We start from the raw sequence: 18199 nt of genomic DNA, 5'->3' as shown, positions 1-18199 counted from the left end.
TCGAAGGCCCTTCCCCGCGCCCGGCCTCAGAGGAAGAGCCACTCTCCGATCGCGATCCAGATCGGCATCGCGGCAAAGCTCAGCAACGTCTGCACGGTGATCATCGCGGCCATCAGCGGCGCATCACCCCCCAGTTGCCGCGCCAGCGTATAGGCCGCCACTCCCGTGGGCAGCGCCCCGTAGATCAGCAGGACCTGCGCCTGCAACGGCTCTACCCCGAGCGCCATGGCAATGGCCAGCACCACCGAGGGAAACACGACCAGCTTGCCCACAGCCGACAGCGCAATAGGCAGCGCATCGCCCGACAGCCCGCGCAGCTTCAGGTTCGCGCCGACACAAAGCAGCATGATCGGCAGGGCCGCCGCCCCGAGCACCGACAGCGTGTCATGCAGCACCGGCAGCCCACCAAGCCCGGCCCAGTTGGCCAGCAGCCCTGCGAGGATCGACAGGATCAGCGGGTTCGTCGCCAGCCCCTTCAGGGCCGACAGCACCGGCCGCGCCCCGGGTCGCGGCACGTAGAGCGCAAAGAGGCTCACCACCGTCAGGTTCACCACCGGCACCAGCGCCGCCGCCGCCAGCACCGCGATCTGCAGGGCGGGCGCGCCATAAAGCGCCTCGGCCACCGCCAGCGCAATGAAGGTGTTGAACCGCCCCACCCCTTGCAGAAGCGACGTCACCACCGTCCCGTCGCGCCGGATCAGCCAGCTCATCAGGATGCCGAAGCCAATGGCGGCGAAGAACGCCGCATAAAGCACGGTGGCCAGCGTCGCCAATGTCTCGCCCGATAGCTCCGCCGTGGAAATCCGCACGTAGAACAGGGCCGGCATCAGCAGGAAATAGACCAGCCGGTCATTGAGGTTCCAGAACTCCGCCGACGGGATCCCGCCCCGGCGCAGCACGTAGCCCAGGCAGATCAGCACGAAGACCGGCGCGATGCTGAGAACGATATCCATTGGTCAGAACGCCCCCCAGACGATCAGCAGCAAGCTCAGCACGATCAGCGCCGCGCCACCCAGTTCCTTGGCCGAGGACCGCTCCTTCAGCCAGAAGATCGAGAACAGGAAGGTGAACAGCAGCTCCACCTGCCCCACGGCCTTCACATAGGCCGCGCTTTGCAGGGTGAAGGCGGTGAACCAGCCAAGTGATCCCAGCATCGAGGTCAGCCCGACCAGCCCCGACACGCGCCAACTGGACAGAACCCGGCCAATCTCTTCCCGTTCCCGCCAGAACAGCCACGCGCCAAGCGCCAGTGCCTGCACCATGGTTGCCGCCGACAGGGTAAAAGAAGCGCGCAGGAAGACGGACCCGTCAGGCAAAGCGAGGGACGCCCCCCGATAACCCACAGCCGAGACGCTGAACAGCAGCCCGGACAGCAGGCCATAGCCCGACGCCACGTTGAAGAGCCGCGCCCGCCACGGCAGGGCCACGTCCCCCTTGGGCGGGTCCGACAGCAAAACCACGCCCGCAAAGCCGAACCCGATGGCCACGACGACCGGCAGGGACACCGCTTCGCCCAGAACCACCAGCCCGACCAGCGCGGTCAGGATGACCTCGGTCTTCTTCAGGGTGATGCCGACCGCGAAATTGCGCCGCGCAAACAGCGCCACCACGCACATGGTCGCCACGATCTGCGCCAAGCCGCCCGACAGGATGAAGGCCCAGAACCGCAGGTTGGTGGCGGGCAGTTCCTGACCCGTCACTGCGGAAAACCCCAGCACGATCGCCAGAACCATCGGCGCGGAATAGAGAAACCGCGCCCAGGTCGCGCCTGCCGTGGAGAGGCTGGTCACTTTCAGATGCCGTTGCAGCAGGAACCGCAGGTTCTGCATGAAGGCGGCAAAGATCGTGACGGGGATCCAGAGGGGCATGTCGCTTCATGCGCCCATGCTCACAGGCTTGGCAAGTCGATTCAGTCGCGCGGCCACAGCGGATGCGGCACCGGATCCTTGGCGCGCAGGAAATGCCGCCGGAAGATCTGCCCATAACTGCGATACCGATAGCCATCGTTGCGGCTCAGGTATTTCTCACGGTTGGCAAAATAGAGCCCCGGCAGCCGATACCAGGGCGTGCGCGGGTGCATATGGTGCACGACGTGGAAATTGTTGTTGAGGAAGAGGAAGGCCAGCAGACCCCGATCCTCGACGATCACGGTGCGCCCGCGCACCTTCTCATGGGCCTGATGTTCCAGGAACGTGCGGATCTTGAGCACCGCAAGCCCCGCGTAACAAGTCAGCAGATAGGCCCAGACCGGCACCGGTGACAGGCTGACGATCCACAGGATCAGGACCATCATCGCCCCATGCCCCAGCCATGACACCAGCACCCGCCTGTTGCCCGCCCTTATCTGCCGCAGGTCGCCCGCCATGAAGGTCACCTGCCCGATCAGCGGCCCCAGAACCATCCGGCCCAGCAGCGTGTTGTTGGCCCGCAGCAGCGCCCGCACCGGGCTTGCCAGCCGTCCCCAGACCGCAGGGTCCAGATAGTTGCTTTCCGGGTCATCATAGGGGTCAGTCAAGGTGCTGTCCAAATGGTGCGATAGGTGGGTGTCGCGGAAACGGCCATAGGGAATAGCAAGGTTCAGCGAGGCATAGACCAGTGCCGCCCCCCATTTGCGCCCCGGAAACGGGTGGCCATGAATGACCTCGTGCTGAAGCGAGCTTTGCAGGGCAATGGACAGGATCAGCGCCAGAACGGCCAGGGGCATCCAGATCGCGGGCAACCAGAACAGCCCCGCCACCCAAACCGTATAACATGCCAAAATCAGCCCAAGCGTCGGCCATTCGACCCGCATCATCGTCCCCTTCACTCTGTCGGTGCTTTCATCAAACTCCTATCAGGGCTTGCTTTTTCAAGGCAGTCAGGGAATTCTCCACAATAATTCAACATTGATGAAAATATCCAACAATGCGCTCAATCATCAACAAGCTGGATCGCGCCGCCCTGTTCCGAACCCGCCTGGCCGAAGCGATGGAACAGACAGGCACCAGCCGCGCAGCCCTGGCGAGAGCCACGGGCGTGGACCGTTCGACCGTGACGCAATTGCTGTCGGAAGCGGATGCACGCATGCCCGGTGGCCATCTGGTGGCAGCCTGCGCCGAGACGCTCTCGGTCTCGACCGACTGGCTTCTGGGCCTGTCCGACCGCCCCGAGGCCAGCGCCGACCTGCTCACCGCCACCCTGACCGAAGCCGAACGTGCGACCTCCGCCGATGACCAGATCTTTGCCTGGCATCAGGAGGCGGCGGGCTACAAGATCCGCCATGTCCCCGCCACCCTGCCCGACATGCTCAAGACCCGCGCGGTGATGGAATGGGAATATGCGGACACGATGAACCGAAGCCCCGGTCAGGCCATTGCCGTGGCCGAGGCGCGGTTGGACTGGATGCGCGCGTCGGAAAGCGACTACGAGATTGCCCTGCCACTGCACGAGATGCGCAGCTTTGCCGAAGGAACCGGCTATTACGCGGACCTGCCCGCCGGGGTCCGTCGAGAGCAGATCGACTGGATCCTCTCGGTCCATGATCAGCTCTACCCGACGCTGCGGCTGTTCCTCTACGACGCGGCAAGGGTCTATTCCGCGCCGATCACCATCTTCGGGCCGAAACTCGCCGCGATCTATCTTGGCCGCTACTACGTGGCGTTCCGGGACCGTGACCGGGTGCGCGCCCTGACCCGCCATTTCGACTGGCTGGTGCGCGAGGCAAGCCATACGGCCCGCGACCTGAATCCGGTGCTGTCAGACCTCCGCGACCGCATTGCCTGAGCTTTCATCTTGGCAAAAATACCTCGGGGGAGTCGCCTGCAACGCGACGGGGGCAGAGCCCCCAAAAACACTCTTGCAAGCGCGATCCCGCGATCCGGCGCCCTACCGGCCGTAAGGGTCTTTCAACGCGGGCAGGACGGTTCCCGCGCAGGCCCCGAAGCCGATGCGATACCCCGGGCCCTTCGCCGCACCCAGCAAGGTCAGCGTATCGCCATCTTCCAGAAAGCACCGCTCCTCGCCGCTATCCAGCGTCAATGGCTCCTTGCCGCCCCAGCTGAGCTCCAGAAGCGATCCGCGTTCCGCCTTCTCCGGCCCCGAGATCGTTCCCGATCCAAGCAGATCCCCCACCCGCATCGGGCAGCCGGAGGTCGTGTGATGCGCCAGTTGCTGTGCGGCGGAATAGTACATCTGCCGGTAATTGGTTTCCGCGATCACGCTCGGGGCCTGCCGCGCCGGGGCCAAGGTTACCATCAGGTCGATATCGTAGAGCATCGGCCCCGGTTCCCGCAGATGCGGCAACAGTTCTCTTTCCCGGTCGGGGGTCGAGGTCCGGAACGGCTCCAGCGCGGCCTTGGTGACGATCCACGGGGAAATGGAGGTGGCCGTCGCCTTGGCCTGAAACGGCCCGAGCGGCTGGTATTCCCAGGCCTGAATGTCGCGCGCAGACCAGTCGTTCAGCAGAACATAGCCGAAGATCATGTCATCGGCCTCCTGCACCGTCACCGGCCCGTCGGAGGGAACGCCGACGATCGCCCCCATCTCCAGCTCCAGATCGAAGCGCTTGCAGGGCGCGAAGACCGGCGCCTCCATATCGGGGCCTTTCAACTGCCCCCAGGGGCGGCGCACATCAGTGCCCGAGACCACGACGGACGAAGCCCGCCCGTTATAGCCGATGGGGATATGCAGCCAGTTGGGCGGCAGCGCGTTTTCCGGCCCGCGGAACATGGTGCCCACATTCATCGCGTGGTGTTTGCCCGCGTAGAAATCGGTGTATTCCGAGACCGCGAAGGGCATGTGCATCCGCGCCTCGTCCATCGGATGCAGGAAGGGCTCCACCCGCTGACGCAGGGTCGATCCCTGCGCAAGCAGGGCCATCAGCGCACCCCGGAAGCCGGCCCATCCTTCGGGCCCAAGCCCCATGAAGGCATTCCACGAAGGGTCCGAGAAGACCGGCGGATCGCCCGCCGTCAGGATGCCCGCCGCTTCCAGGCCCGCCACGTCAAGGATCATCTCGCCAATGGCAACACCGCAGCGTGCGTCACCGCCCTTGGGCGAGAACACGCCATAGGGCAGGTTGTTCAGGGGGAAATCGGTCTCGGGGTCATTGGCGCTGTCGACCCAGCTTTGGCGTAATCCGGTCATGCGGTCCTCATTCGGCGTCGGGTTGGGTTTCCGGGCGTGCGGCGTCAAAGGCCGGAAGGGCCAGCGCGGCACGCTCGATCTCGGTCAGGCGGGGGAAGCGGGACAGGTCCACCCCCCATCTATGGGCGTTGTAAAGCTGCGGGATCAGGCAGATATCGGCCCAGGTCGGGCTGTCGCCGAAGCAGAAGGCGCTCTCGGGCAGGATCAGCTTGTCGAAAGCCGCAAAGTTGCGCTCCATGAAATGAACCATCCAGTCGATGCCGCCCTGCTGATCGGTGCCACAGGCGGATTTCAGATGCGCCACCACGCCCACATTGGTCACCGGCTGCGTGTCCATGGCAATGACATGGGACGCCGCCAGCACGCGGGCACGGGCGAGCGGCTCGGCGGGCAATAGCGGCGGGTCGGGCCAGACTGCCTCCAGATAGTCGAGAATGGCCAGCGACTGCACAAGTTCGGTCCCATCCTCCAGCACCAGCGTGGGAACGAAACCGGACGGGTTATGCGCCAGATAGGAGGGCGCGCGCTGGTCGCCTTTGACAAGGTGGACAGGGATGCTTTCCCACACCAACCCCTTCAGGTCAAGCGCGATGCGCACCCGGTAGGAACAGCTGGACCGCCAGTAGGTGTAGAGCTTCATCTCGTCTCCGCGAAACTTTCTTCGAAGAAAGTTCCCAAGAATTTTCGAAAATTCTTGGTCACCCTACTTCACACCCGGCGTGCCGTCGAACTTCTTTTCCAGGCTCTCCCAACAGTCGATATAGTCGTCCTGCAAGGGCGCTTCCTTGGCGGCAAACGCCGTCAGATGCTGCGGGAAGCGCGTTTCGAACATGAAGCTCATGGTATTGTCCAGCTTCTCTGCCTTGAGCGCGGCGTTGGAAGCGCCTTCGAAGGCGCTTTTGTCCGGCCCGTGCGGCAGCATCATGTTGTGGAGCGACATGCCGCCGGGGACAAAGCCCTGCGGTTTGGCGTCATACTGGCCATAGATATTGCCCATCAGCTCCGACATCACGTTCTTGTGGTACCAGGGCGGGCGGAAGGTATTCTCGGCCACCATCCAGCGCTCGCGGAACAGCACGAAGTCGATATTCGCCGTGCCTTCCACGCCAGAGGGCGCGGTCAGAACCGTGAAGATCGACGGGTCCGGATGGTCGAACAGGATCGCGCCGACAGGGCAATAGGTCGTCAGGTCATATTTCACCGGCGCGTAGTTGCCGTGCCAGGCCACCACGTCGAGCGGGCTGTGCCCGATCTTGGTCTCGTGGAACTGACCGCACCATTTGATCGTCAGGGTGGAAGGCACCTCGCGGTCTTCAAACGCCGCGACCGGCGTCTTGAAATCGCGCCGGTTGGCCATGCAGTTGGCGCCGATCGGACCGCGCCCCGGCAGATCGAACTTCTGGCCGTAGTTTTCGCAGACGAAGCCCCGGCAAGGCCCCTCCAGCACCTCCACCCGGTAGACCAGACCGCGCGGCAGAATGGCGATCTCTTTCGGCTCCAGGTCGATCACACCAAGTTCGGTGCAGAACCGCAGCCGCCCCTCCTGCGGGACCACAAGCAATTCAGAATCGGCGGAGTAGAAATAGGCGTCCTGCATCGACTGGGTCACGAGGTAGATATGCGAGGCCATGCCCACTTGCGTGTTCACATCGCCCGCCGTGGTCATCGTCCGCATGCCCGTCAGCCAGGTCAGCCCCTGGTCGGAATGCGGCACCGGATCCCACCGGTACTGGCCGAGCGAAATCACGTCCGGGTCCACATGCGGGGCGGATTTCCAGTAGGGCAGGTCGATCTTCGTATAGCGCCCGGAATGCTTCACAGACGGACGGATGCGATAACACCAGGTGCGCTCGTTCTGGTGGCTCGGCGCGGTGAAGGCCGTGCCCGACAGCTGTTCGCCATAAAGCCCGTAATTGCATTTCTGGGGCGAGTTCATGCCTTGCGGCAGGGCGCCGGGCAGCGCCTCGGTTTCGAAATCATTGCCGAACCCCGGCATGTATTGCAGTTCATTGGGACGGGTCGCTGCCGTCACCATGCCCTTGGGCAAATCATGGGTGGTCATCGCGCATTTCCTTTTGCGTAAGAACCGGGGCTGGTCCTCTCCCCCCTGCCCCGGTCCTGAATTTCAGGCCTTGTTCAGCTCCTTGGCGTGCAGCCAGGCGGCATGCTGCGGGGCTTTCTTGGTCCGCGACCATTCCTCCAGCATGTCCCATTTCACTTCGTCCATGCGCTTGAGCAGCGCCTCTTCCTCCGGGTCTGGGCAGGCCAGTTCGATGCGATGGCCATTGGGGTCGAAGAAATAGATGGAATGGAAGATGGAATGGTCGGTGACGCCCAGAACCTCGACGCCATTGGCCTCCAGATGCTCCTTGAAGGCAATGAGTTCATCCCGATCCTTCACCTTGAATGCGATGTGTTGCACCCAGACGGGCGTGTTGGGATCGCGGCCCATCTCGGGCTTTGTGGGCAGCTCGAAGAAGGCCAGCACATTGCCGTTCCCCGCATCCATGAAGATATGCATGTAAGGGTCGGGCTCATGGGTCGAGGGCACGTGGTCCTCGGCAATCGCCAGCACGAAATCCATCTTGAGCATCTTGTTGTACCACTCGACTGTCTCTTTCGCGTCCTTGCAGCGATAGGCGACGTGGTGAATCTGTTCGATTTTCATGCGGCGTCCTCCTTGGACAGGGCGGCGGCTTTCAGGGCGTCACTCAGGACGGCCCGGTCGCCGATGTGATTGGCCAGCACCAGAACCAGCCTTGCGTTCAGCGCGTCGCTTTCGGCTTTGCTCAGGCCCTCATGCGTGGCCAGAAGCTCGGCGTAGAAATCATCCGCGCCGGGAATGTTCGGAGTCAGGATCAGGTTGGACATGGGGTCACTCCTTGCCGATGGCGCGTTTCAGCGCGGTTTCGACGGCGACGGCGTCATAGGCAGGCCAGCGGGCGGCGACGTGCTGGTCGGGGCGGATCAGATAGACCGCGCTTGCCGCGTCACCCAGATAGCGTTCCCTGACCTCCGGCGTGGCGTCCAATGCAAGGCGTTGAATGCTCAGCCCTTCGGCCTCCAAACTGTCCGGCGCCTCGGCTCCGATGGTCAGCAGCGTAAACCGGTCCCCCAGGTGCGGCAGCAGGTAGCCATCGCCCATAGGCGCATCCGCGCAGGGGCTGCCGGGACGCGAGCGCGCCGGGCCGCCGGGCAGCGCGTCGGGCGTGTTGAGCGGCGAGCCATCATAGGTGCAGGGCACGCTGAGGCGGCCGGAATTCACCAAGGGCCGGGCGAATGCGTAATGTTCGGACAGGTCCAGCACCGCGTCGCGCAGCACCCGGCTCATCTCCGACTTCGGCGTGATGAAGTCGGTCGAACGCGAGGAATTGAGGATGTTCTCATCCGCGCCATGCACCCGTTCGACATCATAGCTGTCCAGCAGGCTGTCCGGCGCGATGCCATCCATCACCAGCTTCAGCTTCCAGCCCAGATTGTCGGTATCCTGAAGCCCGGAATTTGCCCCCCGCGCGCCGAATGGTGACACCTGATGCGCGGAATCGCCCGCGAAGATCACCCGGCCATGGCGAAACTTCTCCATCCGCCGGCATTGGAACGTGTAGATCGAGACCCATTCCAGCTCGAATTTCACGTCCTCCCCCAGCATCGCCTTCAGCCGCGGAATGACGTTTTCGGGCTTCTTTTCTTCCTCCTTGTCGATGTCCCAACCCAGTTGCAGGTCGATCCGCCAGACCCCATCGGGCTGCTTGTGCAGCAGCGCCGACTGCCCCCGGTTGAAGGGCGGGTCGAACCAGAACCAGCGTTCGGTCGGGAAATCGGCCTCCATGATCACATCGGCGATCAGGAAATTGTCCTCGAAGACGCGGCCGACGAAGTCGAGCCCCATCATCGCGCGCGTGGGCGAGCCTGCCCCGTCGCAGGCGATCAGCCAGTCGGCCTCCAGCTTGTATTCCCCCTCGGGCGTGTCGATCAGCAGGCTGACATGGTCGCCCGTGTCGGTCACGCGCAGCACCTTGTTGCGGCCCCGGATCTCGATCGGTGCGCCTTGGGCCTGCATCGCGCGGACCCGGTTCACCATGTATTCCTCGAAGTAATACTGTTGCAGGTTGATGAAGGCCGGAAACTCGTGGCCCTTTTCAGGCAACAGGTTGAATTCATAGACCTGCCGTTCGTCGAAGAACACCTTCCCAAGCTGCCATTCAACGCCCTTTGCCACCATCTCATGCCCGCAACCGAGCCGGTCGAGAATTTCAAGCGGCCGCTTGGCAAAGCAGATCGCACGGCTGCCGAAGCTGACCTTGTCATTGTCGTCCAGAACGACGACCTCCACCCCCTGCTGCGCAAGGTCGATGGCGGCCCCAAGCCCGATGGGCCCCGCCCCAATCACCACCACCTTGCGGCGCACGGGCGCATCGGCATCCTGATCGGGGGACCGTTCATAAGAATAAAGCGGCACCTCGAAAATCTTCTTGTCGCTGATCTGGTTCATCGGCTCCTCCTCCCCGAGGATCAATTCCAATAGGCCTGTGCGCTTGGCACGCGGCCATAGTCCAGGTGAAAGTCATCGAGCTGCGGCGGGTCGATCCCGGCATCCGCCACCATCGTATGCGCCTGCCCCCGGTGGTGGATCTGGTGCTGGAAAAGATGCAGCAGCAACGCGCCGACCTTTTCCGTCACCCTGCCCTCACGACGTTCGGTAACGCGGTCCTCGTCCAGCCTCTCGGGCGTCAAACCCTGACAAAACTTGGCAAGCCGCATGTCCACCTCGGCCTGCGCCTTGGCCAGTTCCGCCACCGATCCGATCTCCTCCCGGTCATAGACGGACCGGCCAAGGCCACCCGCCTCCAGCGCGTCCACATAATAGAGGTCGACCTCGTAAATGTGGTTCAACGTGGCCTTCAGTGACGGAAAGAACCCCGGACGCGGGGCGGCAAACGCCTCCTCCGACAGGCCCTTGATCGCCCCGTAAAGCGTCGCATTCGCCCAGGCATTGTTCAGCGCCATGGTCAGGAACGGATCACGCATCGCCGCTTACCCCTGCAGGGCCTCCCACATCTCGATATCCCGCTGCGCGGTCCAGATGCGCGGCGTGTCGATGCCGCGGGCCTCGTCATAGGCGCGGGCGACGTTGAAGGGCAGGCAGTGTTCGTAGATCGCATAGTCCCCGAACTTGGGGTCGCATTCGGCGCGCACCGCGTCCCAGGCCTCTTTCAGACTGCCCCCGCGCGCGGCGACACGGGCCGCCGGGCGATAGGTCGACTCGACGAAATCGCGGGTGTTTTCGATGGCGGCGTTCACCATCTCCTTGCCGACCAGCGCATCGCCGCGCCCCGGCGCAATCGCGTCCACGTCGAACCACTTGATGTTATCGAGCGTATTGCCCCAGTCGCCGAAATGCCCGTCGCCGCAATAGCAGGCGGAGTGATATTCCACGATATCGCCAGTAAACATCACGTTCTGGTCGGGCACATGGATCACCGCATCGCCGGCCGTATGGGCGCGGCCCAGATGCATGATATCGACCCGACGATTGCCCAGGTAGACGGTCATCGCGTCGGAAAAGGTCGTGGTGGGCCAGGTCAGGCCCGGAATGCTCTCATGGCCTTCAAACAGGCGCGGGAAACGCTGGAACTCGCTGTCCCAATCCTCCTGCCCGCGCTCGACGACCATCGACCGGGCCGTGTCCGACATGATGATCTGACCCGCGCCATAGGCCGAGGCCCCCAGCACCCGCACCGCGTGGTAATGGGTCAGCACCAGGTGGCTGATCGGCTTGTCGGTCACACCGCGTACGCAGTCTATGACCTTGTGCGCCAGACGCGGCGTCGCCTGCGCCTCGACGATCATCACCGACTCATCGCCGATGATGACGCCCGAATTGGGGTCGCCCTCGGCGGTAAAGGCCCACAGACCCTCGCCAACTTCCGTAAAGGAAATCGTCTTCTCCGTCATGTCCCCCTGGGACGCAAAGGCCTTGGCCATATCCTGTCTCTCCCGTGTCTCGCGCGCGTTCTGGCGGTGCGGCCCTCTGCCCCTTCCCGCCGGTCCTCGGCTCTGGTATCGTTGCAAATGCAACAAATGTCAATGACGTTGCACCTGCAACGAAATATCGGGGGCTTTCGGACAGATGGCGAGCAGCGCGTTTGAACTGGCAGAGTTCCTGCCCTACCGAATCGCGGTGCTGTCAGAGCGTATCAGCCGCCGCCTGTCGCTGATCTACGGGGCCGAGGCGGGGATCACCGTTGCCGAATGGCGGGTCATGGTGCATCTCGCGCGCTGCCGCGAGGTTTCGGTGCGCGAGATCCACAACTGCGTGAATCTCGACAAACCCCGAGTCAGCCGCGCCGTCAGCCGCCTGACCGAGGCGGGGCTCGTCGCCAAGACAGGCAGCGCCACGGATCAGCGCCTGCTCTCGATCTCGTTGACCGAAGAAGGACAGGGGCTTCTGGCCCGCATCCTGCCCCCGGCGCGGGCCTATGAACGCCGCCTGCTGCAGGCCCTGTCGCCCGAGGAACAGGCGACGCTGTCCACGATCATGGAAAAGCTGCACCAGGTCATGGATACGGACCCGGACGCCCGGCCCAGATCCCGTCTCGACCTGCCCCGCGACGCGGCGGAATAGCACTCGCCATCACCCAAAGCCGGGATCAGAAAGCCCTCTCAGCCCATGGCGCTGTCGAGCGCATTTTCCAGCCGGGCCACGGTCGCATCCACGTCATAGAGCTTGTCCAGCCCGAACAACCCGAGCCGGAAGGTCGAGAATCCCTGCGGCTCATCCACCTGCAACGGAACCCCCGCCGCGATCTGCACACCCTGCGCGCTGAACTTCGACCCGTTCTGAATGCCCGGATCGTCGGTGTAGCTCACCACCACACCGGGCGCGCCAAATCCCTCGGCCGCGACAGACCGGATCCCACGCGCCGCCAGCAAGGCCCGCACCTTGTTGCCCAGATCCCACTGGGCATCCCGCAACCTCTCGACGCCGTAGTCGAAACTCTCGGTCATCGTATCCCGAAACGCCTTCAGCCCGTCCGTGGGCATGGTCGCATGATAGGCATGGCCCCCGCCCTCATAGGCCGCCATGATCGACCGCCATTTCTTCAGATCGGCGGCAAAGCTGCTGCTCTGGGTCTCCTCCATCCGCGCCAGCGCCCGGTCGGACAGCATCACCAGACCGGCGCAGGGGGTGGAGGACCAGCCCTTTTGAGGGGCCGAGATCAGAACATCAACGCCAGTGGCCTTCATATCGACCCAGGCACAGCCCGAGGCGATGCAGTCCAGCACCATCAGCGCGCCCACCTCATGCGCCGCCTCCGCCAGCGCAGAAACATACGCGTCCGGCAGGATGATGCCCGAGGACGTCTCCACATGCGGGGCAAAGACCACGGCGGGCTTCTCCGCATGGATCCGCGCCACGACCTCGTCAATCGGCGCGGGTGCAAAGGGCGCGGTCGCCTCATTGCCGGTCTGGCGGGCCTTCATCACCACCGTGTCCGCCGCGATCTGCCCTGCATCGACAATCTGCGACCAGCGGAAAGAGAACCAGCCATTGCGCACCACCAGCACCTTTTCGCCGCCTGCGAACTGCCGCGCCACCGCCTCCATCGCGAAGGTGCCGCCACCGGGCACCAGCGCCGTCGCATCGGCATTATAGACCTGCTTCAACCCGGCATCGATATCGCGCATCACCTGCTGGAACTGCTTCGACATGTGATTGAGCGACCGGTCGGTGAAAACCACCGAGAACTCCAGCAACCCATCAGGATCGACGGTCTCAAGCAATGCGGACATGTTGGCCTCCCTTTCGCGGCATATTCCTTCTTCTTGGTTCAAATACTCATGATCCGACGGAAAACGCCAGCGCAGGTTTCACGGCAAGGGCGCCAAACGGGATGGCGGGTGGGGCGATGGCACGTCCCGAAGGGCGGGCCGAGCGTCAACCCGCCATCAAGGGCCCCGGCCGCCGCTCCTCGCTCAAGAGCACGTTGGCCTCCACATTCCCCACACCGGGCAGCGTCATGATCCGCCGCCGCAAGACCCGTTCGAAATCCGTGATGTCTCGGGCGACGACCCGCAGCCGGTAATCGTAAAGCCCCAGCACGTGACTGACCTGCTGCACCTCGGGAATGGCGCTCACCGCCCGCTCGAAATCGTCGAGAGACACCCGCCCTTTCGTCGCCAGTTTCACCCCCAGAAACACCGTCACCCCGAAGCCGAGCCGCGCGATGTCGAGATCGAGCGCCCGGCCCGCGATCACGCCCGCCTCTTCCAGCCGCTTCACCCGCCGCCACACCGAGGGCTGGCTCAGCCCCAGGCGCCGCGCCAGCGTCGCCGCGCTTGCCCCCGCCTCCTCCTGCAACGCCCGCAGGATGGCGAAATCCACCTCGTCCCATCCGCTCATATCGGCAGGGTCCTCACGTCTTTTAGCGTCGCCACCTGCATCAGCGCCTCGATATCGGTGATATGGGGCAGCGCAAGGATGCGGTCGCGATAGACCTGCTGGTAATGGGCCATGTCGCGGGCCAGGACGGACAGGCGCAGGTCGACCCGGCCCAGGAAGGTCTGGATCTCCACCACTTCCGGAATCTCGCGCGCCGCCGCCATCACCTCGTCAAAGGCACGGCTCTGGGTCTTGTCGAGCGTCACCCGCAAGCTGACCTCGACGGTAAAGCCAAGCGCCCGCCAGTCGATCACCGCGCGGGTGGCGCGCAGCACACCCTCCTCGCGCAGCCGGTCGAGCCGCTTGTAGCAGGTGGCGGGCGCAATCCGGGCGGCCTCGGCCAGATCGGCCACGGGCATGTCGGGATCGGCCTGAAGATGGCGCAGAAGCCGCCTATCGGTATCGTCCAGCATGATTTTTTCACGATTTTTGAGTTGTGCGAATTATTTTCTATCAGAATCCGCAAATTCTTCCAACCCAAACCTCGCCCCCATCCAAAAGGGCAGATAGACAGGGCGCCAGAGTTTATCCAACGGAGGAGAAATCCGATGCGCGTTTACTACGACCGCGATTGCGACATCAACCTGATCAAGGACATGAAAGTGGCCATCCTGGGCTACGGCTCCCAAGGCCACGCCCATGCACTGAACCTGCGCGATTCCGGCGCCAAGAACGTCGTCGTCGCCCTGCGCGAAGGCTCGCCCTCTGCCGCCAAGGCCGAAGGCGAGGGCCTGCAGGTCATGGGCATCGCGGAAGCCGCGGCCTGGTGCGACCTGATCATGTTCACCATGCCCGATGAACTTCAGGCCGAGACCTACAAGAAATACGTCCATGACAACCTGCGTGAGGGCGCCGCGATTGCCTTCGCCCACGGCCTGAACGTGCATTTCGGCCTGATCGAGCCCAAGCCCGGCGTCGACGTGATCATGATGGCCCCCAAGGGCCCCGGCCACACCGTGCGCGGCGAATACACCAAGGGCGGCGGCGTGCCCTGCCTGGTGGCCGTGAACAACGACGCTTCCGGCAAGGCTCTGGAAATCGGTCTGTCCTACTGCTCCGCCATCGGCGGCGGCCGCTCGGGCATCATCGAGACCAACTTCCGCGAAGAATGCGAAACCGACCTCTTCGGCGAACAGGCGGTTTTGTGTGGTGGCCTCGTCGAGCTGATCCGCATGGGCTTCGAGACCCTGGTGGAAGCGGGCTACGCCCCCGAAATGGCCTATTTCGAGTGCCTCCATGAAGTGAAGCTGATCGTGGACCTGATCTACGAAGGCGGCATCGCCAACATGAACTATTCGATCTCGAACACCGCGGAATATGGCGAATATGTCTCCGGCCCGCGCGTCCTGCACTATGACGAGACCAAGGCGCGGATGAAGGGCATCCTGACCGACATCCAGACCGGCAAGTTCGTGCGTGACTTCATGCTGGAAAACCAGGCCGGTCAGCCGTTCTTCAAGGGCACCCGTCGCATGAACGACGCCCACCAGATCGAAGAAGTCGGTGAAAAGCTGCGCGCCATGATGCCGTGGATCTCCGCCGGCAAGATGGTCGACAAGTCCAAGAACTGATCCTTCGAGATCAGTCAGGTTACGAATAGGCGCGGGGTGGGCAACCATCCCGCGCTTTTGTTTAGCCCCCCTGCATCATCCGCTCATGCACCGCCTGCATGCCGCGCGCGGCCATGTCGCTGACTTCGGCGGCATGGGTGTGGAGCGCCGTGACCAGCTCGGGGTCGTCCGAGGTCTGGGTGACGACGATGCCCGCCTCGGTGAGCTCGATATCTGTTTGCAGCCCCTCGTAGCGGGCGAAGAAAATGTCGAGCGTCGGGCTCTGGATGAAGATCTGCGGATCGTCGCCCGCCTCGACCCGGCCGATCATTTGGGTGACATGGCGCGTCAGCGCGTCCATCACGTAGGGGTCGGTCGCGCCGGTGACGGTGCGGATGCCGTTGGGAAGATTTTCGACCTCGCGATAGAGCGTGTCGAAATGGTGGAACATGACCATCAGGTCGGCGCTTTCGCCCGGTGTGGCGTTCAGACCCTGAAGGCCCGGCATATTCACCTCGTCATGGCCGGTGCCGTCCTGACCGTGATGCATCATGCCGTGGCCACCACCATGCCCGCCGCCATTGCCATGCATCATGCCTTGCCCCTCGCCATGCCCATGCCCGCCCCCATGCATCTGCGCCGGGGCCGTGGTGGCCATCAGGGCAAGGGCAAGCGCCGCTGCAGTAAGCCTTCCAGCAACTGGAATGATTGTCATTGTCAAATCTCCCTTTCACGCAGAGTACACGGAATCGCCACCTCTGCAATCCGGCCCTCCGCCTGTGCGGCCATGCAGATTGTCACGATCCCGTGTGACCTCCATCTGGGCTGCCATGACCCACCACATCACCATGCGGGAGGGCCTTCCGCCCGAAATGCGGAGCCTCCTGCGGGACCTGCCACGCGACAGCTGGCAGGCGCATCCCGCTTTCGCCCGCTCCATCCAAAACTGGATGGGCGCCCACCAGATGTTCCGCCAGCTTGGCGCAATCGTGCAGGAGGATAGCGAGACCTTCCTCGACAAGGCGATGGAGACCGACCGCTACGCCGGGCGGCTGGCGCATTTCGGCAACCTCTTGGTGCGCAATCTGCATGGGCATCACACGTGGGAGGACCGCAGCTATTTCCCGGAACTGCAGGCCGCCGACCCACGGTTTGCCGACGGGCTGGACATGCTGGAACGCGATCACGCGGAATTGGACGCGCTGCTTGACCGCTTCACGCGGGGGGCCAATCGGGTGGTGCAACTGGCCACGCTCGACCCCAGCCAGATGGCGGATGAAACCGCACCGGTGCGCGACATGGCCGAGCAACTGACCAGGTTTCTGCACCGGCATCTGACGGACGAGGAGGATCTGATCGTACCGATCCTGCTGCATCACCGGCTGCGGGGCTGACTGTCCGGGCGCGACCTGCGCGCGCCCGGCTCAAAGCTGCGACCCTGTCCCGAGGATTAAGGTGGCCATTCCTGCGAGACGCCGCCTACCCTACGTCGCGCCCTGCCTCGTCCGAAACGAAGGTCGTGGCGATCTCGCCCTTCAGCAGTCCGATCAACGTCTGTGCGATGGTCAGTCGGTTCTGGTCCGGATCAATCTCGGGCAGATGCCGCAGGGCCCAACGGCTGACCGCGCCGTCATGGCTGGCGGCGGCCAATTGACCAAAGGCCTGTTCCAGCGCCGCGTGATCGACGCCGCCGCCGGTTAAGGTGGCGTAGTCGAGCCGCTCGTCGAACCGGTGCACACCCGGCATGTCCGCCATCCAGCTGACCCCGAACAGAAGCGCGGGCTTGCCAGAGGTCACCGCCTCCCATGCGGCGGTGCCGGAAATCGTCGCGACGCATTCCGACGCGGCCGTCAGCTTGTGCGTATTCGCATGCGAGGGCAGCAGTTGGACCGAAGCAATCCGGCGCAGGCGGTGAAAGAACATCGGGCTGCGATACTGACCGTTCTGCTTGGGGTTTTCCTTGACAAGGATGCGGACATCCTCGGGCAGGATCGCCGCCAACTGCTCGATGGCCAGAACCTGATCGCGGTAGATCCCGCCTAGGATGGCGGTCGTCATTTCGGGCTGCATCTGCAGCGGGAAATAGACAAAGCGCTGATCCAGATCGACCGGGGCCTCCTCCAGCTCCGCCAGCGTTTCGGCATAGTCCAGCGCGTCGGTGTGAAAGAACCGCGCGAACGGATCGCGCCAGTCCGGCAGCCGCCGGGACACGCGCCACATCCGGCCGATCGTCCGGGCCAGAGACAGGGGCCGCACCAGCAGCGACGGCTCCTGCATCACCACATGCGCGGCAAGCTGGCCAAGCGCCCGCCCCGACAGGCGCCCGCGCGGCCCCTGTTCTTGCGAGATGCCTTTCATGTAATAGAGATCGGACGCGGCACCCGGCTCGATCGAAACGGGCGGCGCGGGGTCCGCTTTTGGCGACAGACGGCCCAGATCCTCGATCCGATCCATGGAATAGAACGTCGCCGGGTCATAGCCGACCCGCAGGATCAGCGTGCGTATCCCAAGATGGCGCGCCAGACGGTACAGCATGATATCGTAGAACAGGTGCGGAATATCGAAGAAGACCACCGCATTGATCCGCTCCGATTGCAGAATGCCGGCCAGCCGATCCGCGACGATGCCGACATAGTTCGCGTAGTCGGAAGGGTGTTTCAGATCGTGACTGCGATAGGCATGGCCCGCCGCACTGCGTTGCAGGCTGTCCATCGCCTCGTGCAGGATCCGGTCGAAACCGGGCGCGCGGGTAAAGCTGGCCGCCGCCCCGCAGAACCGGTCGCCCGACATGACATGGCCCCGGCGTCCCTTGGCATCGGTCATCCGAAGCAGGCTGGATGCCTTGTAATCCGCATCCGTGCCGCCAAAGGTGACAAGATGCTCGATGCCACTGTCAGGCAGGCTCATGATCTCGCGCACCACATCGACGCCCGGAGAGGACGTGGCGACCGCGCATAGACGAAGGGGCGTTTCACTCATTATGGGGACCTACCCGCGCTTCCCGTCATCAATGAAACCTCTGAGAGGCGTGCTGCCCCGAGGGTCCTCAGCCACATGTGCCATGCGTCGCTGTCCCCCGTTC

At 63.7% G+C, this 18199-nt stretch carries 20 protein-coding genes; 4 read left to right on the top strand and 16 right to left on the bottom strand.

The window, feature by feature from the left end; all coding sequences use genetic code 11:
- Positions 1-26 precede the first annotated feature (26 nt).
- From EP237_RS02280 to EP237_RS02270, 3 genes are read right to left on the bottom strand one after another with little or no spacing between them, the layout of a single operon-like run.
- Positions 27-953, bottom strand: coding sequence for an AEC family transporter (locus EP237_RS02280; RefSeq protein WP_127557648.1), 927 nt, complete (start codon positions 951-953; stop codon positions 27-29).
- A gap of 3 nt (positions 954-956) precedes the next feature.
- A complete protein-coding gene (locus EP237_RS02275; RefSeq protein ID WP_127557646.1) occupies positions 957-1868 on the bottom strand; it encodes an EamA family transporter in 912 nt (303 codons plus the stop codon).
- 41 nt (positions 1869-1909) lie between these two features.
- The gene (locus EP237_RS02270) at positions 1910-2791 is read right to left on the bottom strand and encodes a fatty acid desaturase (protein WP_127557644.1); all 882 of its coding nucleotides are present in this window, start codon (positions 2789-2791) and stop codon (positions 1910-1912) included.
- Between the two features lie 113 nt (positions 2792-2904).
- On the opposite strand from EP237_RS02270, the gene EP237_RS02265 reads away from it, so the two are divergent.
- Positions 2905-3762 carry a helix-turn-helix domain-containing protein gene (locus EP237_RS02265; protein ID WP_127557642.1) on the top strand — a complete coding sequence of 286 codons (858 nt, stop codon included), beginning with the start codon at positions 2905-2907 and terminating at the stop codon, positions 3760-3762.
- Between the two features lie 102 nt (positions 3763-3864).
- Here the strand turns inward: EP237_RS02265 and fahA are convergent, their stop codons facing one another.
- The 8 genes from fahA to EP237_RS02225 form a co-directional block, all read right to left on the bottom strand.
- On the bottom strand, positions 3865-5124 hold the full coding sequence (gene fahA, locus EP237_RS02260) for a fumarylacetoacetase (RefSeq protein ID WP_127557640.1): 1260 nt from the start codon (positions 5122-5124) through the stop codon (positions 3865-3867).
- A 7-nt stretch (positions 5125-5131) separates the two neighbouring features.
- Positions 5132-5764: a maleylacetoacetate isomerase gene (maiA, locus tag EP237_RS02255; RefSeq protein ID WP_127557638.1), complete on the bottom strand. Its 633-nt coding sequence runs from the start codon at positions 5762-5764 to the stop codon at positions 5132-5134.
- 63 nt (positions 5765-5827) lie between these two features.
- Positions 5828-7159, bottom strand: coding sequence for a homogentisate 1,2-dioxygenase (gene hmgA, locus EP237_RS02250; protein WP_240661462.1), 1332 nt, complete (start codon positions 7157-7159; stop codon positions 5828-5830).
- A gap of 90 nt (positions 7160-7249) precedes the next feature.
- Positions 7250-7792, bottom strand: a complete 543-nt coding sequence (locus tag EP237_RS02245; RefSeq protein WP_127557634.1) for a VOC family protein — start codon at positions 7790-7792, stop codon at positions 7250-7252.
- A complete protein-coding gene (locus EP237_RS02240; RefSeq protein WP_127557632.1) occupies positions 7789-7995 on the bottom strand; it encodes a DUF2783 domain-containing protein in 207 nt (68 codons plus the stop codon). Before EP237_RS02240 ends, EP237_RS02245 begins: the two co-directional genes overlap by 4 nt.
- Positions 7996-7999: 4 nt before the next feature.
- Positions 8000-9616 carry an FAD-dependent oxidoreductase gene (locus tag EP237_RS02235; RefSeq protein WP_127557630.1) on the bottom strand — a complete coding sequence of 539 codons (1617 nt, stop codon included), beginning with the start codon at positions 9614-9616 and terminating at the stop codon, positions 8000-8002.
- A 20-nt stretch (positions 9617-9636) separates the two neighbouring features.
- Entirely contained in the window at positions 9637-10152 is a 516-nt protein-coding gene (locus EP237_RS02230; protein WP_127557628.1) for a DinB family protein, read from the bottom strand.
- 6 nt (positions 10153-10158) lie between these two features.
- Positions 10159-11109, bottom strand: a complete 951-nt coding sequence (locus tag EP237_RS02225) for an MBL fold metallo-hydrolase (protein ID WP_127557626.1) — start codon at positions 11107-11109, stop codon at positions 10159-10161.
- A 145-nt stretch (positions 11110-11254) separates the two neighbouring features.
- Here EP237_RS02225 and EP237_RS02220 point away from each other — a divergent pair, with 145 nt between their 5' ends.
- Positions 11255-11749 carry a MarR family winged helix-turn-helix transcriptional regulator gene (locus tag EP237_RS02220; protein ID WP_127557624.1) on the top strand — a complete coding sequence of 165 codons (495 nt, stop codon included), beginning with the start codon at positions 11255-11257 and terminating at the stop codon, positions 11747-11749.
- Between the two features lie 38 nt (positions 11750-11787).
- Here the strand turns inward: EP237_RS02220 and EP237_RS02215 are convergent, their stop codons facing one another.
- From EP237_RS02215 to EP237_RS02205, 3 genes are all read right to left on the bottom strand, one after another.
- Complete coding sequence (locus EP237_RS02215) at positions 11788-12918, bottom strand: aminotransferase class V-fold PLP-dependent enzyme (RefSeq protein ID WP_127557622.1); 1131 nt, start codon at positions 12916-12918, stop codon at positions 11788-11790.
- A gap of 145 nt (positions 12919-13063) precedes the next feature.
- Positions 13064-13528 carry an Lrp/AsnC family transcriptional regulator gene (locus tag EP237_RS02210; RefSeq protein ID WP_127557620.1) on the bottom strand — a complete coding sequence of 155 codons (465 nt, stop codon included), beginning with the start codon at positions 13526-13528 and terminating at the stop codon, positions 13064-13066.
- Positions 13525-13980 (bottom strand): Lrp/AsnC family transcriptional regulator, encoded by a 456-nt coding sequence (locus EP237_RS02205; protein ID WP_127557618.1) that lies wholly within the window; start codon positions 13978-13980, stop codon positions 13525-13527. Before EP237_RS02205 ends, EP237_RS02210 begins: the two co-directional genes overlap by 4 nt.
- Before the next feature lie 135 nt (positions 13981-14115).
- On the opposite strand from EP237_RS02205, the gene ilvC reads away from it, so the two are divergent.
- The gene (gene ilvC / locus EP237_RS02200) at positions 14116-15138 is read left to right on the top strand and encodes a ketol-acid reductoisomerase (protein ID WP_127557616.1); all 1023 of its coding nucleotides are present in this window, start codon (positions 14116-14118) and stop codon (positions 15136-15138) included.
- Between the two features lie 61 nt (positions 15139-15199).
- On the opposite strand, the gene EP237_RS02195 is transcribed toward ilvC, so the two are convergent.
- A complete protein-coding gene (locus EP237_RS02195; RefSeq protein ID WP_240661450.1) occupies positions 15200-15832 on the bottom strand; it encodes a hypothetical protein in 633 nt (210 codons plus the stop codon).
- A 115-nt stretch (positions 15833-15947) separates the two neighbouring features.
- Between EP237_RS02195 and EP237_RS02190 the strand changes: the two genes are divergently transcribed.
- On the top strand, positions 15948-16511 hold the full coding sequence (locus tag EP237_RS02190) for a hemerythrin domain-containing protein (protein ID WP_127557614.1): 564 nt from the start codon (positions 15948-15950) through the stop codon (positions 16509-16511).
- 85 nt (positions 16512-16596) lie between these two features.
- Here EP237_RS02190 and EP237_RS02185 read toward each other — a convergent pair whose 3' ends face one another.
- The gene (locus EP237_RS02185; protein ID WP_127557612.1) at positions 16597-18096 is read right to left on the bottom strand and encodes a capsular polysaccharide export protein, LipB/KpsS family; all 1500 of its coding nucleotides are present in this window, start codon (positions 18094-18096) and stop codon (positions 16597-16599) included.
- Between the last annotated feature and the right edge of the window lie 103 nt (positions 18097-18199).

Source organism: Nioella ostreopsis, from assembly GCF_004000255.1.
GTDB lineage: Bacteria > Pseudomonadota > Alphaproteobacteria > Rhodobacterales > Rhodobacteraceae > Nioella > Nioella ostreopsis.
Note: the sequence above shows the minus strand (reverse complement) of the source record. Positions and strands in the feature narration are given on the sequence as shown.